Raw genomic sequence first — 21864 nt, forward strand, 5'->3', positions numbered from 1 at the left:
CCGCCCGCGACTCAGCGCCGTCGCCACGTTGCTCGGCATGCTCGGGCTCGCCGGCTGCCAGATGGGTGGCTACCAGGACAGCGTGCCACCGAGCACCGGCGTGCAGCCGCTCAAAGGCCTGGCACAGAACGTCTCGGTCCGGCGCAACACCATGGGCGCGCCGCTGATCGAAAGCAGCAGTTTCCATGACGCCCTGTTTACCCTCGGCTATGTGCATGCAGGTGATCGCATCGAGCAGATGCTCACCATGCGCCTGCTCGCCCAGGGCCGCCTGGCGGAGCTTGCCGGCAGCGAAGCGCTGGATATCGACCGGCTGATGCGCGCCGCCAACCTCAAGCAAAGTGCCGCCCAGCAGTACGCCGACGCATCACCACGCCTGAAGCGCTTCTTCGAAGTGTATGCCCGCGGGGTCAACGCCTACCTGTTCCGTTACCGCGACAAGCTGCCCGCCAACCTGGCCAGCAGTGGTTATCGCCCGGAATACTGGAAGCCTGAAGATTCGGCGCTGATCTTCAGCCTGTACGCCTTCAGCCAGTCGGTGAACCTACAGGAAGAGCTAAGTGCCCTGACCCTGGCGCAGAAAGTCGGCAACGACAAACTGCCCTGGCTGCTGCCCGGCGCGCCAGACGAGCCCTTGGCTCACGCCGAAGTGGAAAAACTCAAGGGCCTGAACCTGGGCAGCCAGCTGCCAGGCTTGCCTGCGTTGGCGGCGGCCAGCCAGAAACTCGCCGACCTCGACCTGCTGGGCAGCCCCGGTTCGGCCAACCTGGCGCTGGGCCCGCAACGCAGCCGCAGCGGCAAGAGCCTGTTGGCCAGCGACAGCCGCGCGGCCTGGGCCTTGAGCCCGGTGCAGATCCACACGGGCAAGTACCAGGTTGCCGGCCTGTCCCTGCCGGGCCTGCCCATCGTGCTGGCCGGCTACAACGGCAAGTTGGCCTGGAGCAGCAGCGCGGTGATGGCCGACAACCAGGACCTGTACCTGGAGCAACTGCGCCATGCGGGCAGCCAGGTGACCTACCTGGCCGACGGCAAGTGGCTGCCAGCCCGAGCCCGCAGCGAAACCTTCTTTGTTCGCGGCCAACGCCCACAGCGCGAGGTGATGTACGACACCCGCCACGGCACCCTGCTCCCCCAGGCAGGGAACGCCAGCCTGGGCCTGGCGCTGAGCCTGCCTCAGCTCAAGGGCGACCGTAGCCTCGATGCACTGTTCGACCTGACCCGCGCACAAAACATAGAGCGCGCCTTCGACAGCACCCGTGAAGTCGCCACGGCCGCGCTCAACTTCGTTTTCGCCGAGCCTGAGCATATCGGCTGGCAAGTCAGCGGCCGTTACCCGAACCGCCGCGAAGGCCAAGGGCTGTTGCCATCGCCTGGCTGGGACGGTCGCTATGACTGGGACGGCTACGCCGACCCGATGCTGCACCCCTATGACCAGGACCCACCGGCCGGCTGGATCGCCCACGCCAACCAGCGCAGCCTGCCGCGGGGCTATGGCATGCAGCTGTCCAGCACCTGGTACTACCCTGAACGCGCCGAGCGCCTGGCGCAGCTGGCCGGCAACGGCCGCCACGACAGCCGCAGCGTGATGGCCATGCAGAACGACCAGGTGACGCTGCTGGCTGACAAGCTGAAGCAGATGTTCGACGCGCCTGGCATGGCCCAGCCGCTCAAGCACGCGATCGATGCGCTGCCCGCGGCCCAGCGCGACAAGGCGCGCGATGCCCTTGCCCGGTTGAAGGCCTTTGATGGCCGCCTGAGCCCGGTTTCGGCGGATGCCGCGCTTTACGAACTGTTCCTCCAGGAAGTGGCCCGGCAGACCTTCCTCGACGACCTCGGCCCGGAATCGAACCCAGCCTGGCAGGCGTTCGTCAGCGGCGCCCGCCTGTCGTACTCGGCACAGGCCGACCACTTGCTGGGCCGCGACGACAGCCCGTTCTGGGACGATCGCAATACCCCGCAAAAAGAAGACAAACCCGCCATCCTCGCCCGCAGCCTGGCCGCCGCCGTGGATGCCGGCACCGCGCAACTGGGCAGCGACCGCCGCGCCTGGCAGTGGGGCAAGCTGCACCAGTACCGCTGGCCAGCCCCTGCCTACCACGGGCTGGGCGATGCGCTGAGCCGTTCGCCGCTGGCCGCCGGTGGCGACTTCACCACACTGGCCCTGACCCCTTATGCCTGGGGTAGCGACTTCGACACTCGCCTGCCCGCCTCGGCGCGGATGATCGTCGACTTCGGCCAGGCCGAACCGCTGCAGGTGCTGACCAGCAACGGCCAGTCAGGCAACCCGGCCAGTTCGCATTACAGCGACGGGCTGGATGCCTGGTTCAAGGGGCGGTTCATGAGCCTGCCGTTGCAGCCGCAGAACTTCGGGCGGGCCTATGGCAGCCAGCGGTTGACGCTGGTTCCGGGCAAGTGAGGGCGTGTGGAAAGATCGGCCGGGGGGCCGCCAGGGTGACCGCCAGAAAGCTCTCAGCGCCTGTGAGATCGAGCGCCGCCCGCGCGGCGCATCGCGGATAAATCCGCTCCTACATTTGTTTTGGGCCAGTCACTCCTGTGAAGCCAACAGGGACCGCCTTGTTGGTATGGCGATACATCTCTGTGGGCATTGACGCAGCCCCATCTGTCTCCCGTCATGCACCAAGGCGGACAGCGATAACCTCACAGGAATAATTGGCCCGAAAAAATGTAGGAGCGGATTTATCCGCGATGCGCCGCGCGGGCGGCGCTCGATCTCAAAGACGCCATAAATCTTCCGCCAGGCACCTATCAGCCCCAACTCCATCCGAACTTCCACCTTCAGCCACGGCTCCTAACTGGTAACCCCAAACCAGCACACAGAAGCCATGGACCTCGTCATCGCCCGACCCGAAGGCCTTTACTGCCCACCCGGCGACTTCTACATAGACCCCTGGCGGCCGGTCGATCGGGCCGTGATCACCCACGGCCATGGCGACCATGCCCGCAGCGGCAACCGCCACTACCTGACCGCAGCCCCTGGCGCAGGCATCCTGCGCAGCCGCCTGGGCCAGGACATCGACCTGCAGACCCTGCCTTACGGCGAGCATATCCAGCATCACGGCGTCACACTCAGCCTGCACCCGGCCGGCCATGTCCTGGGTTCGGCACAGGTGCGTCTCGAGTATCAAGGTGAAGTGTGGGTGGCTTCAGGTGACTACAAAGTCGAGCCGGATGGCACCTGCGCCGCCTTCGAACCGGTGCGCTGCCATACCTTCATCACCGAGTCCACGTTCGGCCTGCCCATCTACCGCTGGCCCAGCCAGGCGAACATCTTTGCCGGGATCAATGCCTGGTGGCGTAGCAACTGCGAGCAAGGCAAGGCCAGCGTGCTGTTCTGCTATGCCTTCGGCAAGGCTCAGCGAATTCTTCATGGGCTGGACCCGGACATCGGACCGATCCTCGTGCATGGCGCTGTCGAGCCGCTGAACAGGGTGTACCGCGACGCCGGCGTGCAGCTGCCGGCCACCCGCTATGCCGGTGATGTCCCGCGCAACGACCCGCTGATGCGTCAGGCGCTGATTCTGGCGCCGCCGTCTGCCGCAGGTAGCAGCTGGATGCGCCGTTTCGGCGAGTACAGCGACGCCTTTGCCAGCGGCTGGATGCTGTTGCGCGGTACCCGCCGACGGCGCGGTGTGGATCGGGGCTTCGTGTTGTCTGACCACGCCGACTGGCCGGGGCTGCTGTGGGCCATCGAACAGACAGGAGCGGAACGGGTCATGGTTACCCACGGTTCGGTAAATGTGCTGGTGCGCTACCTCAACGAGCAAGGCCTGGATGCCCGCGCCTTCGTCACCGAATACGGCGAAGAGGATGACACCACGATCAGGGAGCCTGAGGCATGAAAGCCTTCGCCGATCTGTACCTGCGCCTGGATGCCACCACGTCCAGCAATGCCAAGCTCGAGGCCCTGCGCGACTACTTTGCTGCAGCGCCCGCCGAGGATGCAGCCTGGGCCGTGTATTTCCTCGCTGGCGGGCGCCCGCGCCAGCTGGTACCAACCCGCATGCTGCGCGAACTGGCCACGGCGATGGCGGGGTTACCCGAATGGTTGTTCGAAGAGAGCTACCAGGCCGTGGGCGACCTGGCCGAGACCATCTCGCTACTGCTACCAGAAGACAGCCAGGCCAGCGACGATGGCCTGGCATACTGGGTCGAAACCCGGTTGCTGCCCTTGCGTGGCCTGCCAGCTGACGAAGCCCGGCAACGCCTGCCCCCCTTGTGGGCACAATTGGACCGCCCCAGCCTGATGGTTTGCCTGAAACTGATCACCGGCAGTTTTCGCGTCGGCGTGTCCAAGCTACTGGTCACACGGGCCCTGGCACAACTGGCCGGGCTGGATGCCAAACGCGTGGCCCAGCGATTGGTCGGCTATACCGATATCGGCCATCGCCCAACGGCCGCCAGTTACCACACGTTGATCGCCGAAGAATCCGCTGATGAACATAGCCAGCGCGGTGGCCTGCCTTACCCATTCTTCCTGGCTCACGCCCTCCAGGCCCCACCAGAGCAATTCGAAGCCTTGCTCGGCTTGCCCGCTGCCTGGCAGATCGAATGGAAGTGGGATGGCATCCGCGCCCAAGTCGTCAAGCGCGATGGCCAGCTGTGGATTTGGTCGCGCGGCGAGGAACTGGTCACCGAGCGCTTTCCCGAATTGCACGGTTTGGCCGAGAGCCTGCCGGATGGCACCGTGCTCGACGGCGAAATCCTGGTCTGGAAGCCAGGCATGGATGCCAGCGCACCGGCAGTGCAGCCGTTCGCCGTACTGCAGCAACGCATCGGCCGCAAGACCCTGGGCAAGAAGCTCCTGGCTGACGCTCCAGTGGTGCTGCAAGCCTATGACTTGCTGGAATGGCAAGGCGAGGACTGGCGCAACCGCCCGCAACATGAACGGCGTAAGCAGCTGGAGTGTGTAGTGGCCGAGCACCCCTTGGCCCCACTGCTCCTTTCACCGCTGCTCGGTGGCCAGAACTGGAGCGAGCTCGCCCGGCAACGCGAACAGTCGCGCATCCTGGGCGTGGAGGGGCTGATGCTCAAGCAGCGCGATGCCCTGTACGGCGTAGGCCGGACCAAGGACATGGGCCTGTGGTGGAAGTGGAAGATCGACCCATTCAGCGTCGATGCGGTACTGATTTATGCCCAACGCGGCCACGGCCGCCGTGCCAGCCTCTACAGCGACTACACCTTTGCCGTGTGGAACGCGCCACCCGGCACACCCGAGCGCGCGCTGGTGCCCTTCGCCAAGGCCTATTCGGGGCTAAGCGACGAAGAGATGCGCAAGGTGGATGCAATCATCCGCAAGACCACCGTGGAAACCTTCGGGCCAGTGCGTAGCGTCACCCCCACCCTGGTGTTCGAGCTGGGCTTCGAGGGCATTGCGCTGTCCAAACGCCACAAGAGCGGCATCGCCGTCAGATTTCCGCGGATGTTGCGCTGGCGCCTGGACAAACCGGTCGATGAGGCCGATGACCTGGCAAGCCTGCAGGCATTGCTGGTCTGAAAGAAGGCAATGCGGTGAGGCGCGACAACGGAAATTATGCTTCTATCTTTCTGCCGACCCGTCGCAGACCGTTTTCGCCACGCAGCCAGGACCACCATGCACCATTCGACTCACGACCTGCTCTCGCCCGTACCGGGCATTACCCGCCAATTGCACAGCTTCCACTACGGCCCACGTGGTGGCGCCAAGGTGTATATCCAGGCCTCGCTGCATGCCGATGAACTGCCCGGCATGCTGGTGGCCTGGCACCTCAAGCGCCGCCTGGCAGAGCTGGAACAGCAGGGTCGCCTGCTGCGCGAGATCATTCTGGTACCGGTGGCCAACCCGGTCGGCCTGGAGCAGGTGATGCTGGACGCCCCCCTGGGCCGTTTCGAGCTGCAGAGCGGCGAGAATTTCAACCGTAACTTCGTCGACCTCTCCGACAGCATCGGCGACCAGATCGAAGGCCACCTGACCCAGGACCCAGCCCACAACGTGGCATTGATCCGCGAATACCTGCGTCGCGGGCTGGATGCTCACCCGGCGCACACGCCGTTGCAGTCCCAGCGCCTGACCTTGCAACGGCTGGCCTGCGATGCCGACCTGGTGCTGGACCTGCACTGTGACTTCGAGGCTGTCGAACATCTTTACACCACCCCGGAAGCCTGGCCACAGGTCGAGCCACTGGCCCGCTACCTGGGGGCCCAGGCCAGCCTCCTGGCCACCGACTCCGGCGGGCAATCGTTCGACGAATGTTTCAGCCTGGTCTGGTGGCAACTGCAGCAGCGCTTCGGCAAGCGCTACCCGATCCCGCTGGGCAGCATCGCGGTGACCGTCGAACTGCGTGGCCAGGCCGATGTGAACCATGACCTGGCTAGCCAGGACTGCCAGGCGATTCTCGATTACCTGACCCACGCAAGTGTCATCGAAGGCACTGTGCCCCCCCTGCCGGCGCTACCACGCCTGGCCACACCACTGGCTGCCGTTGAACCCGTGGCCGCGCCCCTTGGCGGGCTGCTGGTGTATCACGCCCGCCCTGGTCAGCAGCTGGAAGCCGGGCAACTGATCGCCGAAGTCATCGACCCGCTGAGTGACCGGGTGACCGCCATACGCAACAGCCAACCCGGCCTGCTGTATGCACGCAGCGTACGGCGCATGGCCACGGCGGGCATGGTCATTGCCCATGTCGCGGGTGAGCAGGTGTGCCGCAGCGGATACCTGCTGGCCAACTGATCGGTTAAAACCAATGCATGGGGCAAGTGGTCTGTAGAAGCACAACCTGCTCAGGACCTCTCGCCGCCATGCCCGCCCCTGCCGACCTCGCCAATGCCTGGTTCACCGCCCGTGGCTGGAAGCCCTTCGCTTTCCAGCGCCAGATATGGGCGGCAGTCGGCCGTGGCGAATCAGGGCTGCTGCATGCCAGCACAGGCGCGGGCAAGACTTATGCGCTCTGGCTGGGAGCGCTGCGTGCCTTCGCCAAGCCAGCCACCGGGCGCCAGCCCGCAGGGCTGCAGGTGCTCTGGATCACCCCCATGCGCGCACTGGCGGCCGATACGGCGCGTGCCCTGCAAATGCCACTGGATGAGCTCGGCCTGAACTGGACGGTCGGCGTGCGCAGTGGCGACACCGGCAGCGCCGAGCGCGCTCGCCAGGCCCGGCGCCTGCCAAGCGCCCTGATCACCACGCCGGAAAGCCTGACCCTGCTGTTGACCCGGGCGCAGGCCGCCGATGACTTTGCCAGCCTGCGCCTGTTGGTGGTGGATGAATGGCACGAGCTGCTTGGCAACAAGCGCGGGGTGCAGCTGCAACTGGCCCTGGCCCGCTTGCGCCGCTGGCATCCCGGCCTGATGACCTGGGGTTTGTCGGCCACGCTTGGCAATCTGCCGCACGCCCTTGAGGTGCTGCTTCCAGAGGGTGGTGAGCTGGTGAAAGGCCGGCAGGACAAGCAGCTGCTTGTCGACACCTTGCTGCCCGATGCCATCGAACGGTTCCCCTGGGCTGGGCACATGGGCTTGAAGATGCTCGGCCAGGTTGCCGATGAGCTCGACGCCAGCACCAGCAGCCTGGTGTTCACCAACACCCGTGCCCAGGCCGAACTCTGGTACCAGGCCTTGCTGGACGCCCGCCCCGACTGGGCCGGGCAAATTGCCTTGCATCATGCGTCACTGGCCCGGGCGACCCGCGACTGGGTCGAGCAGAGCCTCAAGCAGGGCACACTCAAGGCAGTCGTCTGCACGTCCAGCCTGGACCTGGGGGTGGATTTCCTGCCGGTCGAACGGGTGCTGCAGGTCGGCTCGGCCAAAGGCATTGCTCGCCTCATGCAGCGTGCCGGCCGCTCTGGCCATGCACCGGGGCGCCGCTCGCGCATAACCCTGGTACCGACCCATAGCCTGGAACTGGTGGAAGCCGCCGCTGCCCGGGCGGCACTGGCTGCCGGCCACATCGAGGCGCGTCGCTCGCCGCGCCTATGCATGGATGTCCTGGTCCAGCACGTGGTCAGCATGGCGCTGGGCAGTGGCTTTCGCCCTGGTCAATTGCTTGAGGAAGTTCGCAGCACCTGGGCATTCCGCGACCTGCGCGACGACCAGTGGCAGTGGGCCCTGGACTTCGTCAATCACGGTGGCCACGCCTTGACGGCCTACCCCGATTATCAGCGGGTAGAGGCGCACCCAGACGGGGTCTGGCGGGTGACCAGCGAGCGCCTGGCACGGCGCCAGCGCATGGGCATCGGCACTATCGTCAGCGACGCCAGCCTGCAGCTCAAGTACTGGAGCAAGGGTGGCGGCGGCAAGCACCTGGGCAGTGTCGAGGAAGCCTTCATTGCCCGCCTGCGACCTGGCGATACCCTGGTGTTTGCCGGACGGGTCCTGGAGTTGGTGCGGGTCGAAGGCATGACCGCCTACGTACGCCGCAGTACCGCGCGCAAGGCCGCCGTGGCGCGCTGGAATGGCGGGCGCATGCCGCTGTCCAGTGAACTGGCCGACGCGCTGGTCAAGCAACTCGATGCAGCCGCGCATGGGCACTTTACCGGCCCGGAGATGCAGGCCGTACGGCCACTTTTGGCCGTGCAGTCGCAGTGGTCGGCCTTACCCACCTGCGGCACGCTGCTGGCCGAAACGCTGGGATCGCGCCAGGGCTCGCATCTGTTCCTTTACCCTTTCGCAGGGCGCATGGCCAACCTGGGCCTGGCCAATCTGATCGCCTGGCGGGTGAGCCGGGTGCAGCCGCTATCGGTGTCCATCGCAGTGAATGACTATGGTTTCGAGCTGCTCAGCCCCAGCAGTGTGGATTGGGCCAGTTGCCTGCCAGAGGCGCTGTCGGGCGACAAGCTGCTGGAGGACGTGCTGGCGAGCCTGAACGCTGGCGAAATGGCGCTGCGGCGTTTTCGCGAAATCGCCCAGATCGCCGGCCTGGTGTTCGGGGGCTACCCGGCCGCGCAAAAAAGCACACGGCAGATTCAAGCCTCCAGCGGGTTGTTCTATGAGGTGTTCCGCAAACATGATGCCGGCAACCTGCTGCTCGGCCAGGCCCGCGATGAAGTACTGAGCGAAGAACTGGAGATCGAGCGGCTGCATCGCCAGTTGCTCAAGATGCAGGGCCTGCAATTGGACCTGCGCGCACTGCAGCGGCCTGGCCCGCTGGCGTTCGCCCTATTGGTGGAAGGCATGCGCGAGACCTTGAGCACAGAAAAACTGGCCGACCGCATTGCGCGAATGGTGGCCGACCTGGAGAAGGCGGCAAACAGGCCATGAATACTTATCTGCCCATCGAGCACTGTGGCGAAACGCTCTGGCTGTTACCGGACAAGGCAATCTACTGGCCAGCCCGCCGCGCCCTGCTGGTGGCCGACGTCCATATCGGCAAGGCGGCCAGTTACCGAGCGTTGCATCAACCTGTTCCACGAGGCACCACGGCCGCCACCCTGGCACGCCTGGATGCATTGCTGAACAGCCATGATTGCGAGCAGTTGATCATCCTCGGCGACTTTCTTCACGCACGTGCTGCGCATTCCCCTGCCACGCTGGCCAGCCTGCACACATGGAGAAGCCGCCATGCCAGGCTCAAGGTAGTGCTGGTGCGTGGCAACCATGATCGCCACGCCGGTGACCCGCCTCTGGCACTGGGGATCGAAGTGCGGGACGAACCGTTGCTGCTGGAACCCTTTGCCCTGCAGCACGAACCGCTGCCTCACCCCAGCCACCCAGTGCTGGCCGGGCACGTGCATCCGGTATTCGTGCTGCGCGGGCGGGCTCGACAAAAGCTCAGGCTACCTTGCTTCTTGATCGATGCTCAGGTCAGCCTGCTGCCGGCATTTGGTGAATTCACCGGGGGATGGTTGGTCGAGCCGGGCCTGAGCGGCCGCGTTTTCCTCGCTGGCGACGATCATGTCTGGGCACTTGCCCTCTGATCAGGCAACCGGAGAAGGTGGCGGCTCGTCGGGAAGGGTAGGTTCACCCGGCTCCATCGGCGGATGTTCACCGGGCTCCGCCGGCTGCGGCGTATCGGGATCTGGCTGGTGCGGCACGCCGCCGGCCTGCATGGGCAGCGGGTGCGCCAGCAGTGACCAGGCCAGCAACCCGATCTGGTTGGGCTGCAGTACAGCCAGCTTCGCAGTGATTACGGGGTCGAGTTTCATTGGCAGCTCCTGACGAGGGCCGACACGCTGCATGCGTATTCGGCACTGTTCAAATTCTTGGAGTGCCAGCAGGGAAAGTAATTCCCCGCGCTCGTCGGATCAGGTGCGCGGCAGGGTGACGCCGCGCTGGCCCTGGTACTTGCCGCCACGGTCCTTGTAAGACACTTCGCACTCTTCATCGGATTCGAGGAACAGCATCTGCGCCACGCCTTCGTTGGCGTAGATCTTCGCCGGCAAGGTGGTGGTGTTGGAGAATTCCAGGGTCACGTGGCCTTCCCACTCCGGCTCGAGCGGGGTGACGTTGACGATGATCCCGCAACGGGCGTAGGTGCTCTTGCCCAGGCAGATAGTCAACACGTTGCGCGGGATGCGGAAGTACTCGACAGTACGGGCCAGCGCGAAGGAGTTCGGCGGAATGATGCAGACATCGCTCTTGACGTCGACGAAGCTGCCGGCGTCGAAGTTTTTCGGGTCGACGGTGGCCGAGTTGATGTTGGTGAACACTTTGAATTCGTCGGCGCAACGCACGTCGTAGCCGTAGCTGGAGACGCCGAAGGAGATGACCCGGCTGTCGTGTTCGCCGCGCACCTGGCGCTCGACGAACGGTTCGATCATGCCGTGTTCCTGCGCCATGCGGCGAATCCACTTGTCCGATTTGATGCTCATGGCGGGGGTGTCCTGAAGAGTTGCGAGGGGAAAATCCAGACGCGCATATTACCGGTCCCGGCGCCTGGGTTAAAGTTCCGTGCCACATCCCGCGCCGGACGGGGGCTGTAGCCGCCGCCGATCTGAATTTGCGTAAAGCGTTCACAGACCATTGGCAGCTCGCGGAAAGTGGGGTAAGGTGACGCCACTGTGCTGCACGTGACACCGAGAATCTCTAGTTTGATGCACGATCCTGATCGGCCCATCGCTGAATTTTCTGCTCTCTTTGCGCTCAGTCCCGGCCAGGGTTTTTCCTGACCGTTATCAAATTGTCCAAGGAGACAGAAAAATGTCCAACCGTCAATCCGGTGTTGTTAAGTGGTTCAACGATGAGAAAGGCTACGGCTTCATCACCCCTCAGTCGGGCGACGACCTGTTCGTGCACTTCAAAGCCATCCAAGCTGACGGCTTCAAAACCCTGAAAGAAGGCCAGGCTGTTACTTTCGTCGCTACCCGCGGCCAGAAAGGCATGCAGGCTGAAGAAGTTCAGATCGCCTAAGTCGATCTCAGCTTCCTAGCTTTCAAAAAAACCCGCCTTCTGGCGGGTTTTTTTATGCCTCACTGAAATGCTGAGTCGCCTGCTTCGCGGGCAGCCCGCGAAGCAGCTCGTGCGGTTTTCAGTCCTCGCTGATGGTGATGCTCGGCATTGCCGGCGCCGCCGCTTCCTGCAGCACGATCCGTGCGCCCACCTGGCGCGCCAGTTCCTGGTAGACCATGGCAATCTGGCTTTCCGGCTCGGCAATCGCCGTCGGCTTGCCGCTGTCGGCCTGCTCGCGGATCAGCATCGAGAGCGGCAGCGAGGCCAGCAGGTCGACGCCATACTGCGCCGCCAGCTTCTCACCACCGCCTTCGCCGAACAGGTGCTCGGCATGGCCGCAGTTCGAGCAGATGTGCACGGCCATGTTCTCCACCACACCCAGCACCGGGATGTTGACCTTGCGGAACATCTCCACGCCTTTCTTGGCATCCAGCAGGGCCAGGTCCTGCGGCGTGGTGACGATCACCGAGCCGGCCACCGGCACCTTCTGCGCCAGGGTCAGCTGGATATCGCCAGTACCCGGCGGCATGTCGATGACCAGATAATCCAGGTCGTCCCAGGCAGTCTGGGTCACCAGTTGCAACAATGCACCCGAGACCATCGGCCCACGCCAGACCATCGGCGTGTTGTCATCGGTGAGAAATGCCATGGACATGACTTCGACGCCGTGGGCCTTGATCGGCACAAACCACTTCTGCTCGCGAATCTGCGGGCGGGTACCCTCGGGGATACCGAACATCACGCCCTGGCTGGGGCCATAGATGTCGGCATCGAGAATGCCCACGCGGGCACCTTCACGGGCCAGGGCCAAGGCCAGGTTGGCGGCCGTGGTCGACTTGCCGACCCCGCCCTTGCCCGAGGCCACGGCGATGATGTTCTTGACGTTGGCCATGGCCGGCACTTGGGCCTGGGCCTTGTGCGCGGCGACCTGGCAGTCGATCGATACCTGGGCCGAGCTGACACCGTCGAGGTTTTCGATCGCGGTCTGCAGCACCTGGGCCCAGCCGTTCTTGAACAAGCCGGCGGCATAGCCCAGCTGCAACTGCACAGCGACCTGCCCAGCCTGGATGTCGATAGCGCGCACGCAGCCGGCGCTGACCGGGTCCTGGTTCAGGTAAGGGTCGGTGTACTGGCGAAGCACGCCTTCGACGGCGGCACGGGTGACGGCACTCATGGACACTCCCATTGGCAAACAGAGTACGAAACAGACGCCTATCGTAACCCGTCAATCGTCAGCAGATGCGTGCTTGGGGTGAAATATCTTCGCCGGCCCTTTATAGTGGCCGATCACCCTCATTTTTACCCGAGCCAGATAAGTAGCCGAGCCACCATGTCCGAGCCACGTCAGATTCTCGTCACCAGCGCCCTGCCCTATGCCAATGGATCCATCCACCTTGGCCATATGCTGGAGTACATCCAGACGGACATGTGGGTGCGCTTCCAGAAGCTGCGCGGCAACCAGTGCATCTATGTCTGCGCCGACGATGCCCACGGTTCGGCCATCATGCTGCGCGCCGAAAAGGAAGGCATCACCCCCGAGCAGTTGATCGCCAATGTCCAGGCCGAGCACAGCGGCGACTTCGCAGACTTCCTGGTGGACTTCGACAACTTCCACTCCACCCACAGTGACGAAAACCGCGAGCTGTCGAGCCTTATCTACTCACGCCTGCGTGACGCCGGGCACATCGCCACCCGTTCGGTGACCCAGTATTTCGACCCTGAAAAGGGCATGTTCCTCGCCGACCGTTTCATCAAGGGCACCTGCCCGAAATGTGCGGCTGAAGACCAGTACGGCGACAACTGCGAGAAGTGCGGCGCCACCTACGCCCCGACCGAACTGAAGAACCCCAAGTCGGCAATCTCCGGTGCCACGCCGGTACTGCGCGATTCCCAGCACTTCTTCTTCAAGCTGCCAGACTTCCAGGCCATGCTGCAGCAGTGGACCCGCAGCGGCACCCTGCAGGATGCCGTGGCCAACAAGCTCGCCGAATGGCTGGATTCCGGCCTGCAGGAGTGGGACATCTCGCGTGATGCGCCCTACTTCGGCTTCGAGATCCCAGGCGAGCCAGGCAAGTACTTCTACGTCTGGCTGGACGCGCCGATCGGCTACATGGCCAGCTTCAAGAACCTCTGTGCCCGCCGCCCTGAACTGGACTTCGATGCCTTCTGGAACGAAGGCTCCAAGGCCGAGCTGTATCACTTCATCGGCAAGGACATCGTCAACTTCCACGCCCTGTTCTGGCCAGCCATGCTCGAAGGCGCCGGCTTCCGCAAACCGACCGCGGTCAACGTGCACGGCTACCTGACCGTCAACGGCGCGAAGATGTCCAAATCGCGTGGCACCTTCATCAAGGCTCGCACCTACCTGGACCACCTGCAGCCGGAATACCTGCGCTACTACTACGCCGCCAAGCTTGGCCGTGGCGTCGATGACCTCGACCTGAACCTCGAGGACTTCGTGCAGAAGGTCAACTCCGACCTGGTCGGCAAGGTCGTCAACATTGCCAGCCGTTGCGCAGGCTTCATCCACAAGGGCAATGCTGGCGTGATGGTCGCGGGCGACGCAGCGCCGGAGCTGACCGAGGCCTTCCTCGCCGCAGCCCCGTCGATCGCCGAGGCCTATGAAGGCCGCGACTTCGGCCGTGCAATGCGCGAAATCATGGCCCTGGCCGACCGTGCCAACGCCTGGATCGCCGACAAGGCGCCCTGGTCGCTGGCCAAGCAGGAAGGCAAGCAGGACGAAGTCCAGGCCATCTGCGCCCAGGGCATCAACCTGTTCCGCCAGCTGGTGATCTTCCTCAAGCCAGTGTTGCCGCTGCTGGCCGCCGACGCCGAAGCGTTCCTCAACGTCGCCCCGCTGACCTGGAACGACCATCAATCGCGCCTGGAAAACCACCCGTTGAACCCCTTCAAGGCGCTGATGAGCCGCATCGAGCCGGCCAAGGTCGAAGCCATGGTCGCAGCCAGCAAGGAAGACCTGCTGGCCGCCGAAGCACAGGCACCAGCTGGCAATGGCGAGCTGAGCAAAGACCCGCTGTCGACCGAGATCGAGTTCGACACCTTTGCCGCCGTCGACCTGCGCGTCGCGCTGATCGTCAAGGCCGAAGCCGTGCCTGGGGCCGACAAGTTGCTGCAACTGACCCTGGACATCGGTGACGAGCGCCGCAATGTGTTCTCCGGAATCAAGTCGGCCTATCCGGACCCGTCCAAGCTGGAAGGCCGCCTGACCATGATGGTGGCGAACCTCAAGCCGCGGAAAATGCGCTTTGGCGTGTCCGAGGGCATGGTCATGGCGGCCGGCCCTGGCGGCGAAGAGATCTACCTGCTCAGCCCTGACAGCGGCGCCAAGCCAGGTCAGCGCATCAAGTAACCCCACTGCCCCGGACTCACCGCCGGGGCAGCTCCATCTGCTGCGCCAATGCCGGACGTGCAAGGCGTTTCCCGGCTATCGTCATTCACATGAACGACTACATGCTGATCCTGGCAAGCGCTGCGCTGGTCAGCCATCTGCTCTTGCAAAAACAGCCGCCAAGCCGGCTGCGGCTGCACGTGTGCGGCCTGGCAGGTGCCATGTCGACAGCGCTCGGGGTAATCGGCGGGCAAGTGCTCGAGCGCGTGATCGTAGTGCCCTTGCATGCGCAGGACCTGCGCCTGTTCCTGCTCCTGCCCTGGCTGGGACTGCTCGCATGGGGACTGCCGCAGATGCTGGCAACGCTACGTCCGCAGTGGCCCACCCGGCACCTTGCGCGACCGATGCTGGGCAATGCATTGCTGCTGGGCTTGGCACTGCAAGTGACGGGAACCCGCACTGGCGCGCTTGCAACGTTGAGCGTGGGGATACTGGCCGGCCTCGGCTTCTGGCTTGCGCTGACGCTGTTTGACGACCTGTACCAGCGCAGTCAGCACGCTGAAATACCGGCCGCGCTGCGCGGCCTGCCTATTACATTGATCGGTACGGGTGTCATGGCCCTGGCGTTCTCGGGTTTCAACGGACTTTTCACGCAATGAACTTGATTCAACGTATCGACGCCCTGTTGCCGCAGACCCAATGCGGAAAATGCGGCCACAATGGCTGCCGGCCCTACGCCGAAGGCCTGGCTGCAGGCGAAGCAATCAACAAGTGCCCGCCGGGCGGCAGCGAAACCATCGCCGCGCTGGCCGCGCTGCTCGAGGTACCGCTGCTGGCGCCGGACCCGCAACGGGGCAGCGCACCGCCCCAGGTTGCCTATATTCGCGAAGCCGAATGCATCGGTTGCACCAAGTGCGTCCAGGCTTGCCCGGTCGATGCCATCATCGGTGCCGCAAAACTGATGCACACGGTCATCGCCAACGAATGCACCGGCTGTGACCTTTGCCTGTCGCCCTGCCCGGTCGACTGCATCGACATGCGCCCACTGCCGGCGGCGGTGGTGCCGATTGTCAGCGGCCTGGCCCATACCCCCGAGCAACTGCAGGCCCGCCGCCAGCGCCGCGATAAAGCCCGCCAGCGCCATGAACAGCGAAGCGCCCGCCTGCAACGCGATGTGGCGCGCCGGGAAGCGCAGCGCCTGGCACGTGCGGCCGAAGCCGCCAAAGGCGCGGCAGACCCGATCAAGGCCGCCCTCGAACGCATCAAGGCGCAACAAACCGCCGCCGCCAATGCCGCGCACACAGCGGCCGGGCCTGAACATGACAAGCCCTGACCCACGATTACGCAGGGCCATGGGCCTGGTGCTGCTGGCCTGTATACCCGGCTTGCTCGCCTCGTTCTGGACGCAGGGTTGGGGGGTACTGTTCAGCCTGTTGCTGTGCGCCAGTGGCGCTCTGGGTTGCGAAGCGGCACTGCTGGCAGTACGCCGCCTGCCTGTTCTGCCGGCATTGAACGATGGCAGCGCCCTGGTGACGGCCGTGCTGCTGGCCCTCGCCCTGCCAGCAGCGGCGCCTTGGTGGTTGCCCGTGACAGCGGCATGCATTGCCATCGGCGTCGGCAAGCAGGCCTTCGGCGGAGTGGGCCGCAACCTGTTCAACCCGGCGATGGTCGGTTACGCATGTGTGCTACTGAACGTTCCACTGCAAATGACTCACTGGCCCAGCCAGGCCCTTGGCTTTATCGACAGCCTTCAGCTAGTGTCTGGCAGCGCTACCCAGATCGATGCTTGGGCGGGACCGACCATTCTCGACGGCCTGCGCCACAATCGCAGCCTGACCATCGACGAGCTGTTCGCCAGCCACCCCGGCTTTGGCAATGTCGGCGGCAGCAGCAGCGAATGGATCAACCTGGCCCTGCTGCTCGGCGGGTTGTTTCTGTGGCTGCGCAAGGTCATCAGCTGGCATGCCCCGGCAGGCCTGCTGAGCGGGCTGTTTCTGTTCAGCCTGCTGGCCTGGAATGGCTCAGGCTCGGATTCGAACGGCTCGCCACTGCTGCACCTGTTCAGCGGCTCAACCATGCTGGCAGCGTTTTTCATCGCCACTGAGCCTGTGTCCGGCCCCAAGTCCAATCTGGCCAGGCTGCTGTTCGGCTTTGGCGCAGGCGCGCTGATCTACCTGATTCGCACTTGGGGCAGTTACCCGGATGGCACGGCATTCGCCATCCTGCTGATGAACCTGACCGCGCCCGCCCTGGATCGGTTCGCCTCGCGGCGCCAGCAGGCGTTGCCATGATCGCGCCCATTCGCAGTACCTTGCTGCTACTTGCCCTCGGTGGCTCGGCGATGGCGGTGACGTTGGCCTGGCAATACTGGACCCGCCCCGCCATCGTCGATGCCGAGCGCCAGTTGCGGGCTAGCCAGTTCCTCGCAGCCCTGCCGACGCAAAACTACGACAACCACCCGCTGGACAGCGCGTTGGCATTGCCGGCCGACCAGCCGCTGCATAGCAAGATACTCGCCGCCTATCGCGCAACACGCGGCACTTCGCCAACCGCCATCGTGCTGGTAAGCCAGGTACAGGGCTACGCCGGCCCTATCAGGCTGACCATTGCCATCGACACCGCTGGCCGCCTGATCGGGACTCGGGTGGTCGAACAGCAGGAAAGCCCTGGGTTGGGCGCCCAGATTGCCGATCCGCAGTCTGGCTGGCTGGAGCAGTTTGCCAAGCATGGCCTTGGCGACCACTGGGCGATCCGGCGCGACCAGGGCGACTTCGACCAGTTGGCCGGTGCAACCGTTACTTCTCGGGCAGTCATCGACGCCCAACAAGAGGCATTGCGCTATTTTGACCAGCATCGCCGCGAACTGCTCGGAGCACCTGACCATGAATAGATTCTGCTTGCTGGCAACCGGCCTGGCTCCACTGCTTGGCGCAACGCGAACGCTGCCTCAGGCTTTTGCCATCGGCATGTGCATGCTCGTGCTGCCGCTCCTCCACCAATGCTTGCTAAGCCCATTGCGGGCAACACTTCGCGGCGCGAAATACTGGCTGGCAAGCCTGCTGTTGCTTGCTGCGCTTGTCAGTTGCCTGCAACTGGCGCTGCGCGCCTGGGCATTGCCATTGTCGCTGGCGCTTGGCTATTTCCCAGCCCTGATCTGCCTGCAATGCCTTGCTCTCGACATACTGCTGCCAAGCGCAGGCCGCTGGCGGCAACTGTTGCTCCTTTTGCCTGGCGTGCTGCTCGCCTGCCTGCTGCTAGGTGCTGGTCGCCAATGGCTGGACCAGGTTGCGGGCATGCATCTGGCCAACCTGCCGGCAGGTGCACTGCTACTGCTCGGCACCCTGCTGGCCTTGTACAATTGGCTAGGCCCCACCCTCACACGTCGTCAAGGAAAGCGTTGACCCCATGAATGCCGCCAAACGCCTGGAGATCTTTCGCAGGCTGCACGAAGATAATCCCGACCCGAAAACGGAACTGGCTTACACCACCCCTTTCGAGCTGCTGGTTGCGGTGACGCTTTCTGCTCAGTCCACCGATGTCGGCGTCAACAAAGCCACCGCGCGCCTGTTCCCGGTCGCCAATACACCGCAGGCTATTCATGCTTTGGGGGTCGAGGGGTTAAGCGACTACATCAAGACCATCGGCCTCTACAACAGCAAGGCCAAGAATGTCATCGAGGCATGCCGATTGTTGATCGAACGCCATGACGGCGAAGTCCCGCAGACGCGGGAAGCACTGGAAGCGTTGCCAGGCGTTGGCCGCAAGACCGCCAACGTGGTGCTCAACACCGCCTTCCGCCAGCCGGCCATGGCCGTTGACACGCACATCTTCCGCGTCAGCAACCGCACTGGCATCGCACCCGGCAAGACCGTGCTCGAAGTCGAGAAGAAACTGCTCAAGTTCGTCCCCAAAGATTACCTGATCGATGCCCACCACTGGCTCATCCTGCATGGCCGCTACGTTTGCCAGGCTCGCAAGCCACGTTGCGGCAGCTGCCGCATCGAAGACCTTTGCGAATACAAGCACAAGACCGCCGATGATTGAGCCAATAGCAAAAACTGTTGCCGTGCGATTGAAAAAATCTTTTTTACCGAACTCCGCTTTCTCGCTATAAGGACGGCCAATGGCCCATTGGCTTGGAGCGACTCATGAGTACCGATAAAGACGACCTGTCGATCGAAGATGACTTTGCCACCGCTGACGACGAGGCGGAGCCTCAGGTGGAAACCGCGAAGACCAACCTGAGCAAGCGTCGCACCATAGACAACCTCCTCGAAGAACGGCGCCTGCAACGGCAACTCGCCGATTTCGACTACGACCTGTAATCCCATGCAAAGCCTCCTTCGCGGAGGCTTTGTGCATGCGCGGTTCAGCTGAGATCATGACGCCGGGCCAGCTCGATCAAGTCCACCAGCGAGTGGGCATTGAGCTTCAGCAACAAACGGGTCTTGTAGGTGCTGACCGTCTTGTTGCTGAGGAACATGCTGTCGGCGATCTCTTTGTTGGACCTCCCCCGAGCAAGCTGCTGCAGTACCATCATCTCCCTTGCCGACAGGCGATCGACCATCTCAGACTCGCTTGCGCCCCCTACCCGGCCACGCGACTTGTGCAAGGCCTGATTGGGGAAGTAGCTGTAACCGGAGAGCACGGCTTTGATAGCACTGAGCAGCTCGGTGAGCTCTTGCTGCTTGCACACATAGCCAGCGGCCCCCGCCTGCATGCAGCGCATGGAAAAATGCCCGGGGGCCTGTGAGGTCAATACCAGCACACGGCTGCCAGGGCTGGCAGCTGCCATGCGGGCGATGACCTCCAGCCCATCGAGTTTTGGAATACCAATATCCAGTACGACAATATCGGGAAGGTGTTTACGCGTGAGCTGCAAGGCCTCTATGCCGTTGTCGGTTTCCGCGACTACGTCGTACCCATGCCGCTCCATCAGCATGCGCACTGCCAAGCGTATGACCGGATGATCATCCACGATAAGGACTTTATTCATGCGATATCCATCATTCGTTATTTTGCTTTGACGACTGCCTCACCATAACCGAGCACAACGCTCAATGGCGCGTCCATTTCTCGAACAAATAGCCGAATAGATGAACCCTACATCGGTTTGGGAATTTTCCTACAAGAAAAAATTTATAAAATTTCCTCGAAAAAACTTGCGAATACGCGAAGCAGTAATGATCCAACCGCGTGCATCACTGGCCTTGTGGACAAATTCCCTCCCCCGGAAAAAGTCCACAATTTAGTTGAGGCGTTCAGTCGGTTATTGATAAGCCGAACATGCAGGAGGCCATTACATGATCGATAACCAACCTGTTGCTCCGTTGACGATAATCGCCATCTTCGCTGGCATCATTGAAGCTTCTGCCCTGGCAACATTGCCTTTTCTCAGCGAAAAAAGTCAGACGTACTACACATGGTTCCTAGTAGGGTTTCCATTCTTTCTCACTGCGCTGTTCTTCCTCACCTTGAATTTCAACTACAAGTCCTTTTACAAGCCCGACCCAGCCGAGCAGAAGAGCACACCCGAACTGGCGGGGCGTACCGATACTCAAGAATCTGTAACCATGATGTTTTCTGGCCCTGACGCGCAGAAGATGATTCAACAACAGGTGATGCAAGCCATTGCCCAGCAGCCTACCGAGAATAGAGAGTTGCGCTTGTGCAACATGGAACTACACCAATGTATCGTTCTTTCGATCACCCGCTTGCCTGAGGGTTTATCCCATGGGCATTGATCAGAGCAGTGACCAGAAGGCAAAAAAAACCCCGACCAAGGCCGGGGTTCAGTTGCCAGTTCAGCCAGATGCTCAGAGCATCCCGCGGCCTTTGTTGGCTGCGATGCGCATGCGCAGCGCATTGAGCTTGATGAAGCCAGCAGCATCGGCCTGGTTGTAGGCGCCGCCGTCTTCTTCGAAGGTGGCGATGTTGGCATCGAACAGCGAATCGTCTGACTTGCGACCCACCACGATGACGTTGCCCTTGTACAGTTTCAGGCGCACAACACCGTTTACGTTGACCTGCGAAGCATCGATCATCTTCTGCAGCATCAGACGCTCCGGGCTCCACCAGTAGCCGGTGTAGATCAGGCTGGCGTACTTCGGCATCAGCTCGTCTTTCAAGTGAGCGACTTCGCGGTCCAGTGTGATCGACTCGATGGCGCGGTGGGCCTTGAGCATGATGGTGCCGCCAGGGGTTTCGTAGCAGCCGCGGGACTTCATGCCCACATAGCGGTTTTCCACGATGTCCAGACGGCCGATACCGTTGGCGCCGCCGATGCGGTTCAGTTCGGCAAGCACGGTGGCCGGGCTCATGTCGACGCCGTCGATGGCGACGATGTCACCATTGCGATAGGTCAGTTCGATATAGGTAGCCTGGTCTGGGGCGTTCTCTGGCGAGACGCTCCAGCGCCACATGTCTTCTTCGTGCTCGGTCCAGGTATCTTCCAGGACACCGCCTTCGTAGGAGATGTGCAGCAGGTTGGCGTCCATCGAGTACGGCGACTTCTTCTTGCCGTGGCGCTCGATCGGGATACCGTGCTTCTCGGCGTAGTCCATCAGCTTCTCGCGGGACAACAGGTCCCACTCGCGCCATGGGGCGATGACCTTGACACCTGGCTTGAGCGCGTAGGCACCCAGCTCGAAGCGGACTTGGTCGTTACCCTTGCCGGTAGCGCCATGGGAAATGGCGTCGGCGCCGGTTTCGTTGGCGATTTCGATCAGACGCTTGGCGATCAGCGGGCGAGCGATGGAAGTACCCAGCAGGTACTCGCCTTCGTAGACGGTGTTGGCGCGGAACATCGGGAAGACGAAGTCACGCACGAACTCTTCGCGCAGGTCGTCGATGTAGATCTCTTTTACGCCCATCGCCTGAGCTTTGGCGCGAGCCGGCTCGACTTCTTCGCCCTGACCCAGGTCAGCGGTGAAGGTCACCACCTCGCAGTTGTAGGTGTCCTGCAGCCACTTGAGAATCACCGAAGTATCAAGGCCGCCGGAATACGCCAGTACGACCTTTTTTACGTCCGCCATGCCATCACTCCACGGGGTTGTACGGAAAAGGACCGATTCTACCGGCCTTGCGGATAAATTTACAGTGGGGCGACAGCTTCTGACGACAAAGCGACAGGAACTGTCAGT

20 protein-coding genes and 1 pseudogene are annotated in these 21864 nt (G+C 63.0%); 16 read left to right on the forward strand and 5 right to left on the reverse strand.

All coding sequences use genetic code 11. From position 1 onward, the window contains the following. Positions 1-28 precede the first annotated feature (28 nt). The 6 genes from APH27_RS03480 (at position 29) to pdeM (ending at position 9902) form a co-directional block, all read left to right on the forward strand. Positions 29-2416: a penicillin acylase family protein gene (locus APH27_RS03480; RefSeq protein WP_060484077.1), complete on the forward strand. Its 2388-nt coding sequence runs from the start codon at positions 29-31 to the stop codon at positions 2414-2416. Between the two features lie 427 nt (positions 2417-2843). Then, a complete protein-coding gene (locus APH27_RS03485; protein WP_060483988.1) occupies positions 2844-3860 on the forward strand; it encodes a ligase-associated DNA damage response exonuclease in 1017 nt (338 codons plus the stop codon). After that, positions 3857-5515, forward strand: coding sequence for an ATP-dependent DNA ligase (locus APH27_RS03490; protein ID WP_060483989.1), 1659 nt, complete (start codon positions 3857-3859; stop codon positions 5513-5515). Before APH27_RS03485 ends, APH27_RS03490 begins: the two co-directional genes overlap by 4 nt. A 96-nt stretch (positions 5516-5611) precedes the next feature. Further along, complete coding sequence (locus APH27_RS03495; protein WP_027918953.1) at positions 5612-6727, forward strand: succinylglutamate desuccinylase/aspartoacylase family protein; 1116 nt, start codon at positions 5612-5614, stop codon at positions 6725-6727. Positions 6728-6795: 68 nt separating this feature from the next. Then, positions 6796-9246, forward strand: a complete 2451-nt coding sequence (locus APH27_RS03500; protein WP_060483990.1) for a ligase-associated DNA damage response DEXH box helicase — start codon at positions 6796-6798, stop codon at positions 9244-9246. Next, positions 9243-9902 (forward strand): ligase-associated DNA damage response endonuclease PdeM, encoded by a 660-nt coding sequence (gene pdeM / locus APH27_RS03505; RefSeq protein WP_060483991.1) that lies wholly within the window; start codon positions 9243-9245, stop codon positions 9900-9902. The genes APH27_RS03500 and pdeM overlap by 4 nt, the downstream gene beginning before the upstream one ends. Here pdeM and APH27_RS03510 read toward each other — a convergent pair whose 3' ends face one another. Next, entirely contained in the window at positions 9903-10130 is a 228-nt protein-coding gene (locus APH27_RS03510) for a hypothetical protein (protein ID WP_027918956.1), read from the reverse strand. 99 nt (positions 10131-10229) lie between these two features. Beyond that, positions 10230-10796, reverse strand: a complete 567-nt coding sequence (gene dcd, locus APH27_RS03515; RefSeq protein WP_012313046.1) for a dCTP deaminase — start codon at positions 10794-10796, stop codon at positions 10230-10232. A gap of 328 nt (positions 10797-11124) precedes the next feature. Between dcd and APH27_RS03520 the strand changes: the two genes are divergently transcribed. After that, complete coding sequence (locus APH27_RS03520; RefSeq protein WP_003254922.1) at positions 11125-11334, forward strand: cold-shock protein; 210 nt, start codon at positions 11125-11127, stop codon at positions 11332-11334. A 118-nt stretch (positions 11335-11452) separates the two neighbouring features. Here the strand turns inward: APH27_RS03520 and apbC are convergent, their stop codons facing one another. After that, the gene (gene apbC / locus APH27_RS03525) at positions 11453-12547 is read right to left on the reverse strand and encodes an iron-sulfur cluster carrier protein ApbC (RefSeq protein WP_060483992.1); all 1095 of its coding nucleotides are present in this window, start codon (positions 12545-12547) and stop codon (positions 11453-11455) included. Positions 12548-12703: 156 nt separating this feature from the next. Here apbC and metG point away from each other — a divergent pair, with 156 nt between their 5' ends. The 8 genes and pseudogenes from metG (at position 12704) to APH27_RS26540 (ending at position 19047) form a co-directional block, all read left to right on the forward strand. Next, positions 12704-14743 (forward strand): methionine--tRNA ligase, encoded by a 2040-nt coding sequence (metG, locus tag APH27_RS03530; RefSeq protein ID WP_027918958.1) that lies wholly within the window; start codon positions 12704-12706, stop codon positions 14741-14743. An 89-nt stretch (positions 14744-14832) separates the two neighbouring features. Next, positions 14833-15381 carry an Rnf-Nqr domain containing protein gene (locus tag APH27_RS03535; RefSeq protein ID WP_060483993.1) on the forward strand — a complete coding sequence of 183 codons (549 nt, stop codon included), beginning with the start codon at positions 14833-14835 and terminating at the stop codon, positions 15379-15381. After that, positions 15378-16019, forward strand: a pseudogene (locus APH27_RS03540) (RnfABCDGE type electron transport complex subunit B); the annotation flags it as partial. The gene APH27_RS03535 and the pseudogene APH27_RS03540, both read left to right, overlap by 4 nt. A 22-nt stretch (positions 16020-16041) precedes the next feature. Further along, the gene (locus APH27_RS03545) at positions 16042-17013 is read left to right on the forward strand and encodes an RnfABCDGE type electron transport complex subunit D (protein WP_027918960.1); all 972 of its coding nucleotides are present in this window, start codon (positions 16042-16044) and stop codon (positions 17011-17013) included. Further along, positions 17010-17612, forward strand: a complete 603-nt coding sequence (locus tag APH27_RS03550) for an RnfABCDGE type electron transport complex subunit G (RefSeq protein ID WP_060483994.1) — start codon at positions 17010-17012, stop codon at positions 17610-17612. The genes APH27_RS03545 and APH27_RS03550 overlap by 4 nt, the downstream gene beginning before the upstream one ends. Next, positions 17605-18123, forward strand: coding sequence for an Rnf-Nqr domain containing protein (locus APH27_RS03555; protein ID WP_060483995.1), 519 nt, complete (start codon positions 17605-17607; stop codon positions 18121-18123). Before APH27_RS03550 ends, APH27_RS03555 begins: the two co-directional genes overlap by 8 nt. A gap of 4 nt (positions 18124-18127) precedes the next feature. Continuing rightward, positions 18128-18766, forward strand: a complete 639-nt coding sequence (nth, locus tag APH27_RS03560) for an endonuclease III (RefSeq protein WP_060483996.1) — start codon at positions 18128-18130, stop codon at positions 18764-18766. A gap of 104 nt (positions 18767-18870) precedes the next feature. After that, entirely contained in the window at positions 18871-19047 is a 177-nt protein-coding gene (locus APH27_RS26540; RefSeq protein ID WP_027918964.1) for a PA3496 family putative envelope integrity protein, read from the forward strand. Positions 19048-19091: 44 nt separating this feature from the next. Here APH27_RS26540 and APH27_RS03565 read toward each other — a convergent pair whose 3' ends face one another. After that, entirely contained in the window at positions 19092-19718 is a 627-nt protein-coding gene (locus APH27_RS03565; protein WP_027918965.1) for a response regulator transcription factor, read from the reverse strand. A 307-nt stretch (positions 19719-20025) separates the two neighbouring features. On the opposite strand from APH27_RS03565, the gene APH27_RS03570 reads away from it, so the two are divergent. Then, complete coding sequence (locus APH27_RS03570) at positions 20026-20466, forward strand: hypothetical protein (protein ID WP_060483997.1); 441 nt, start codon at positions 20026-20028, stop codon at positions 20464-20466. A 72-nt stretch (positions 20467-20538) separates the two neighbouring features. On the opposite strand, the gene APH27_RS03575 is transcribed toward APH27_RS03570, so the two are convergent. Next, positions 20539-21756, reverse strand: a complete 1218-nt coding sequence (locus APH27_RS03575) for an argininosuccinate synthase (protein WP_060483998.1) — start codon at positions 21754-21756, stop codon at positions 20539-20541. Positions 21757-21864 lie beyond the last annotated feature (108 nt).

This window comes from Pseudomonas sp. NBRC 111123, assembly GCF_001320205.1.
GTDB lineage: Bacteria > Pseudomonadota > Gammaproteobacteria > Pseudomonadales > Pseudomonadaceae > Aquipseudomonas > Aquipseudomonas putida_J.

Excerpts from the sequence above, each read along its gene's own strand:
- APH27_RS03485 (WP_060483988.1), top strand. The coding sequence starts at position 2,844 with ATGGACCTCGTCATCGCCCGACCCGAAGGCCTTTACTGCCCACCCGGC.
- APH27_RS03490 (WP_060483989.1), top strand. The coding sequence starts at position 3,857 with ATGAAAGCCTTCGCCGATCTGTACCTGCGCCTGGATGCCACCACGTCC.
- APH27_RS03495 (WP_027918953.1), top strand. The coding sequence starts at position 5,612 with ATGCACCATTCGACTCACGACCTGCTCTCGCCCGTACCGGGCATTACC.
- APH27_RS03500 (WP_060483990.1), top strand. The coding sequence starts at position 6,796 with ATGCCCGCCCCTGCCGACCTCGCCAATGCCTGGTTCACCGCCCGTGGC.
- pdeM (WP_060483991.1), top strand. The coding sequence starts at position 9,243 with ATGAATACTTATCTGCCCATCGAGCACTGTGGCGAAACGCTCTGGCTG.
- APH27_RS03510 (WP_027918956.1), bottom strand. The coding sequence starts at position 10,130 with ATGAAACTCGACCCCGTAATCACTGCGAAGCTGGCTGTACTGCAGCCC.
- dcd (WP_012313046.1), bottom strand. The coding sequence starts at position 10,796 with ATGAGCATCAAATCGGACAAGTGGATTCGCCGCATGGCGCAGGAACAC.
- APH27_RS03520 (WP_003254922.1), top strand. The coding sequence starts at position 11,125 with ATGTCCAACCGTCAATCCGGTGTTGTTAAGTGGTTCAACGATGAGAAA.
- apbC (WP_060483992.1), bottom strand. The coding sequence starts at position 12,547 with ATGAGTGCCGTCACCCGTGCCGCCGTCGAAGGCGTGCTTCGCCAGTAC.
- metG (WP_027918958.1), top strand. The coding sequence starts at position 12,704 with ATGTCCGAGCCACGTCAGATTCTCGTCACCAGCGCCCTGCCCTATGCC.
- APH27_RS03535 (WP_060483993.1), top strand. The coding sequence starts at position 14,833 with ATGAACGACTACATGCTGATCCTGGCAAGCGCTGCGCTGGTCAGCCAT.
- APH27_RS03545 (WP_027918960.1), top strand. The coding sequence starts at position 16,042 with ATGACAAGCCCTGACCCACGATTACGCAGGGCCATGGGCCTGGTGCTG.
- APH27_RS03550 (WP_060483994.1), top strand. The coding sequence starts at position 17,010 with ATGATCGCGCCCATTCGCAGTACCTTGCTGCTACTTGCCCTCGGTGGC.
- APH27_RS03555 (WP_060483995.1), top strand. The coding sequence starts at position 17,605 with ATGAATAGATTCTGCTTGCTGGCAACCGGCCTGGCTCCACTGCTTGGC.
- nth (WP_060483996.1), top strand. The coding sequence starts at position 18,128 with ATGAATGCCGCCAAACGCCTGGAGATCTTTCGCAGGCTGCACGAAGAT.
- APH27_RS26540 (WP_027918964.1), top strand. The coding sequence starts at position 18,871 with ATGAGTACCGATAAAGACGACCTGTCGATCGAAGATGACTTTGCCACC.
- APH27_RS03565 (WP_027918965.1), bottom strand. The coding sequence starts at position 19,718 with ATGAATAAAGTCCTTATCGTGGATGATCATCCGGTCATACGCTTGGCA.
- APH27_RS03570 (WP_060483997.1), top strand. The coding sequence starts at position 20,026 with ATGATCGATAACCAACCTGTTGCTCCGTTGACGATAATCGCCATCTTC.
- APH27_RS03575 (WP_060483998.1), bottom strand. The coding sequence starts at position 21,756 with ATGGCGGACGTAAAAAAGGTCGTACTGGCGTATTCCGGCGGCCTTGAT.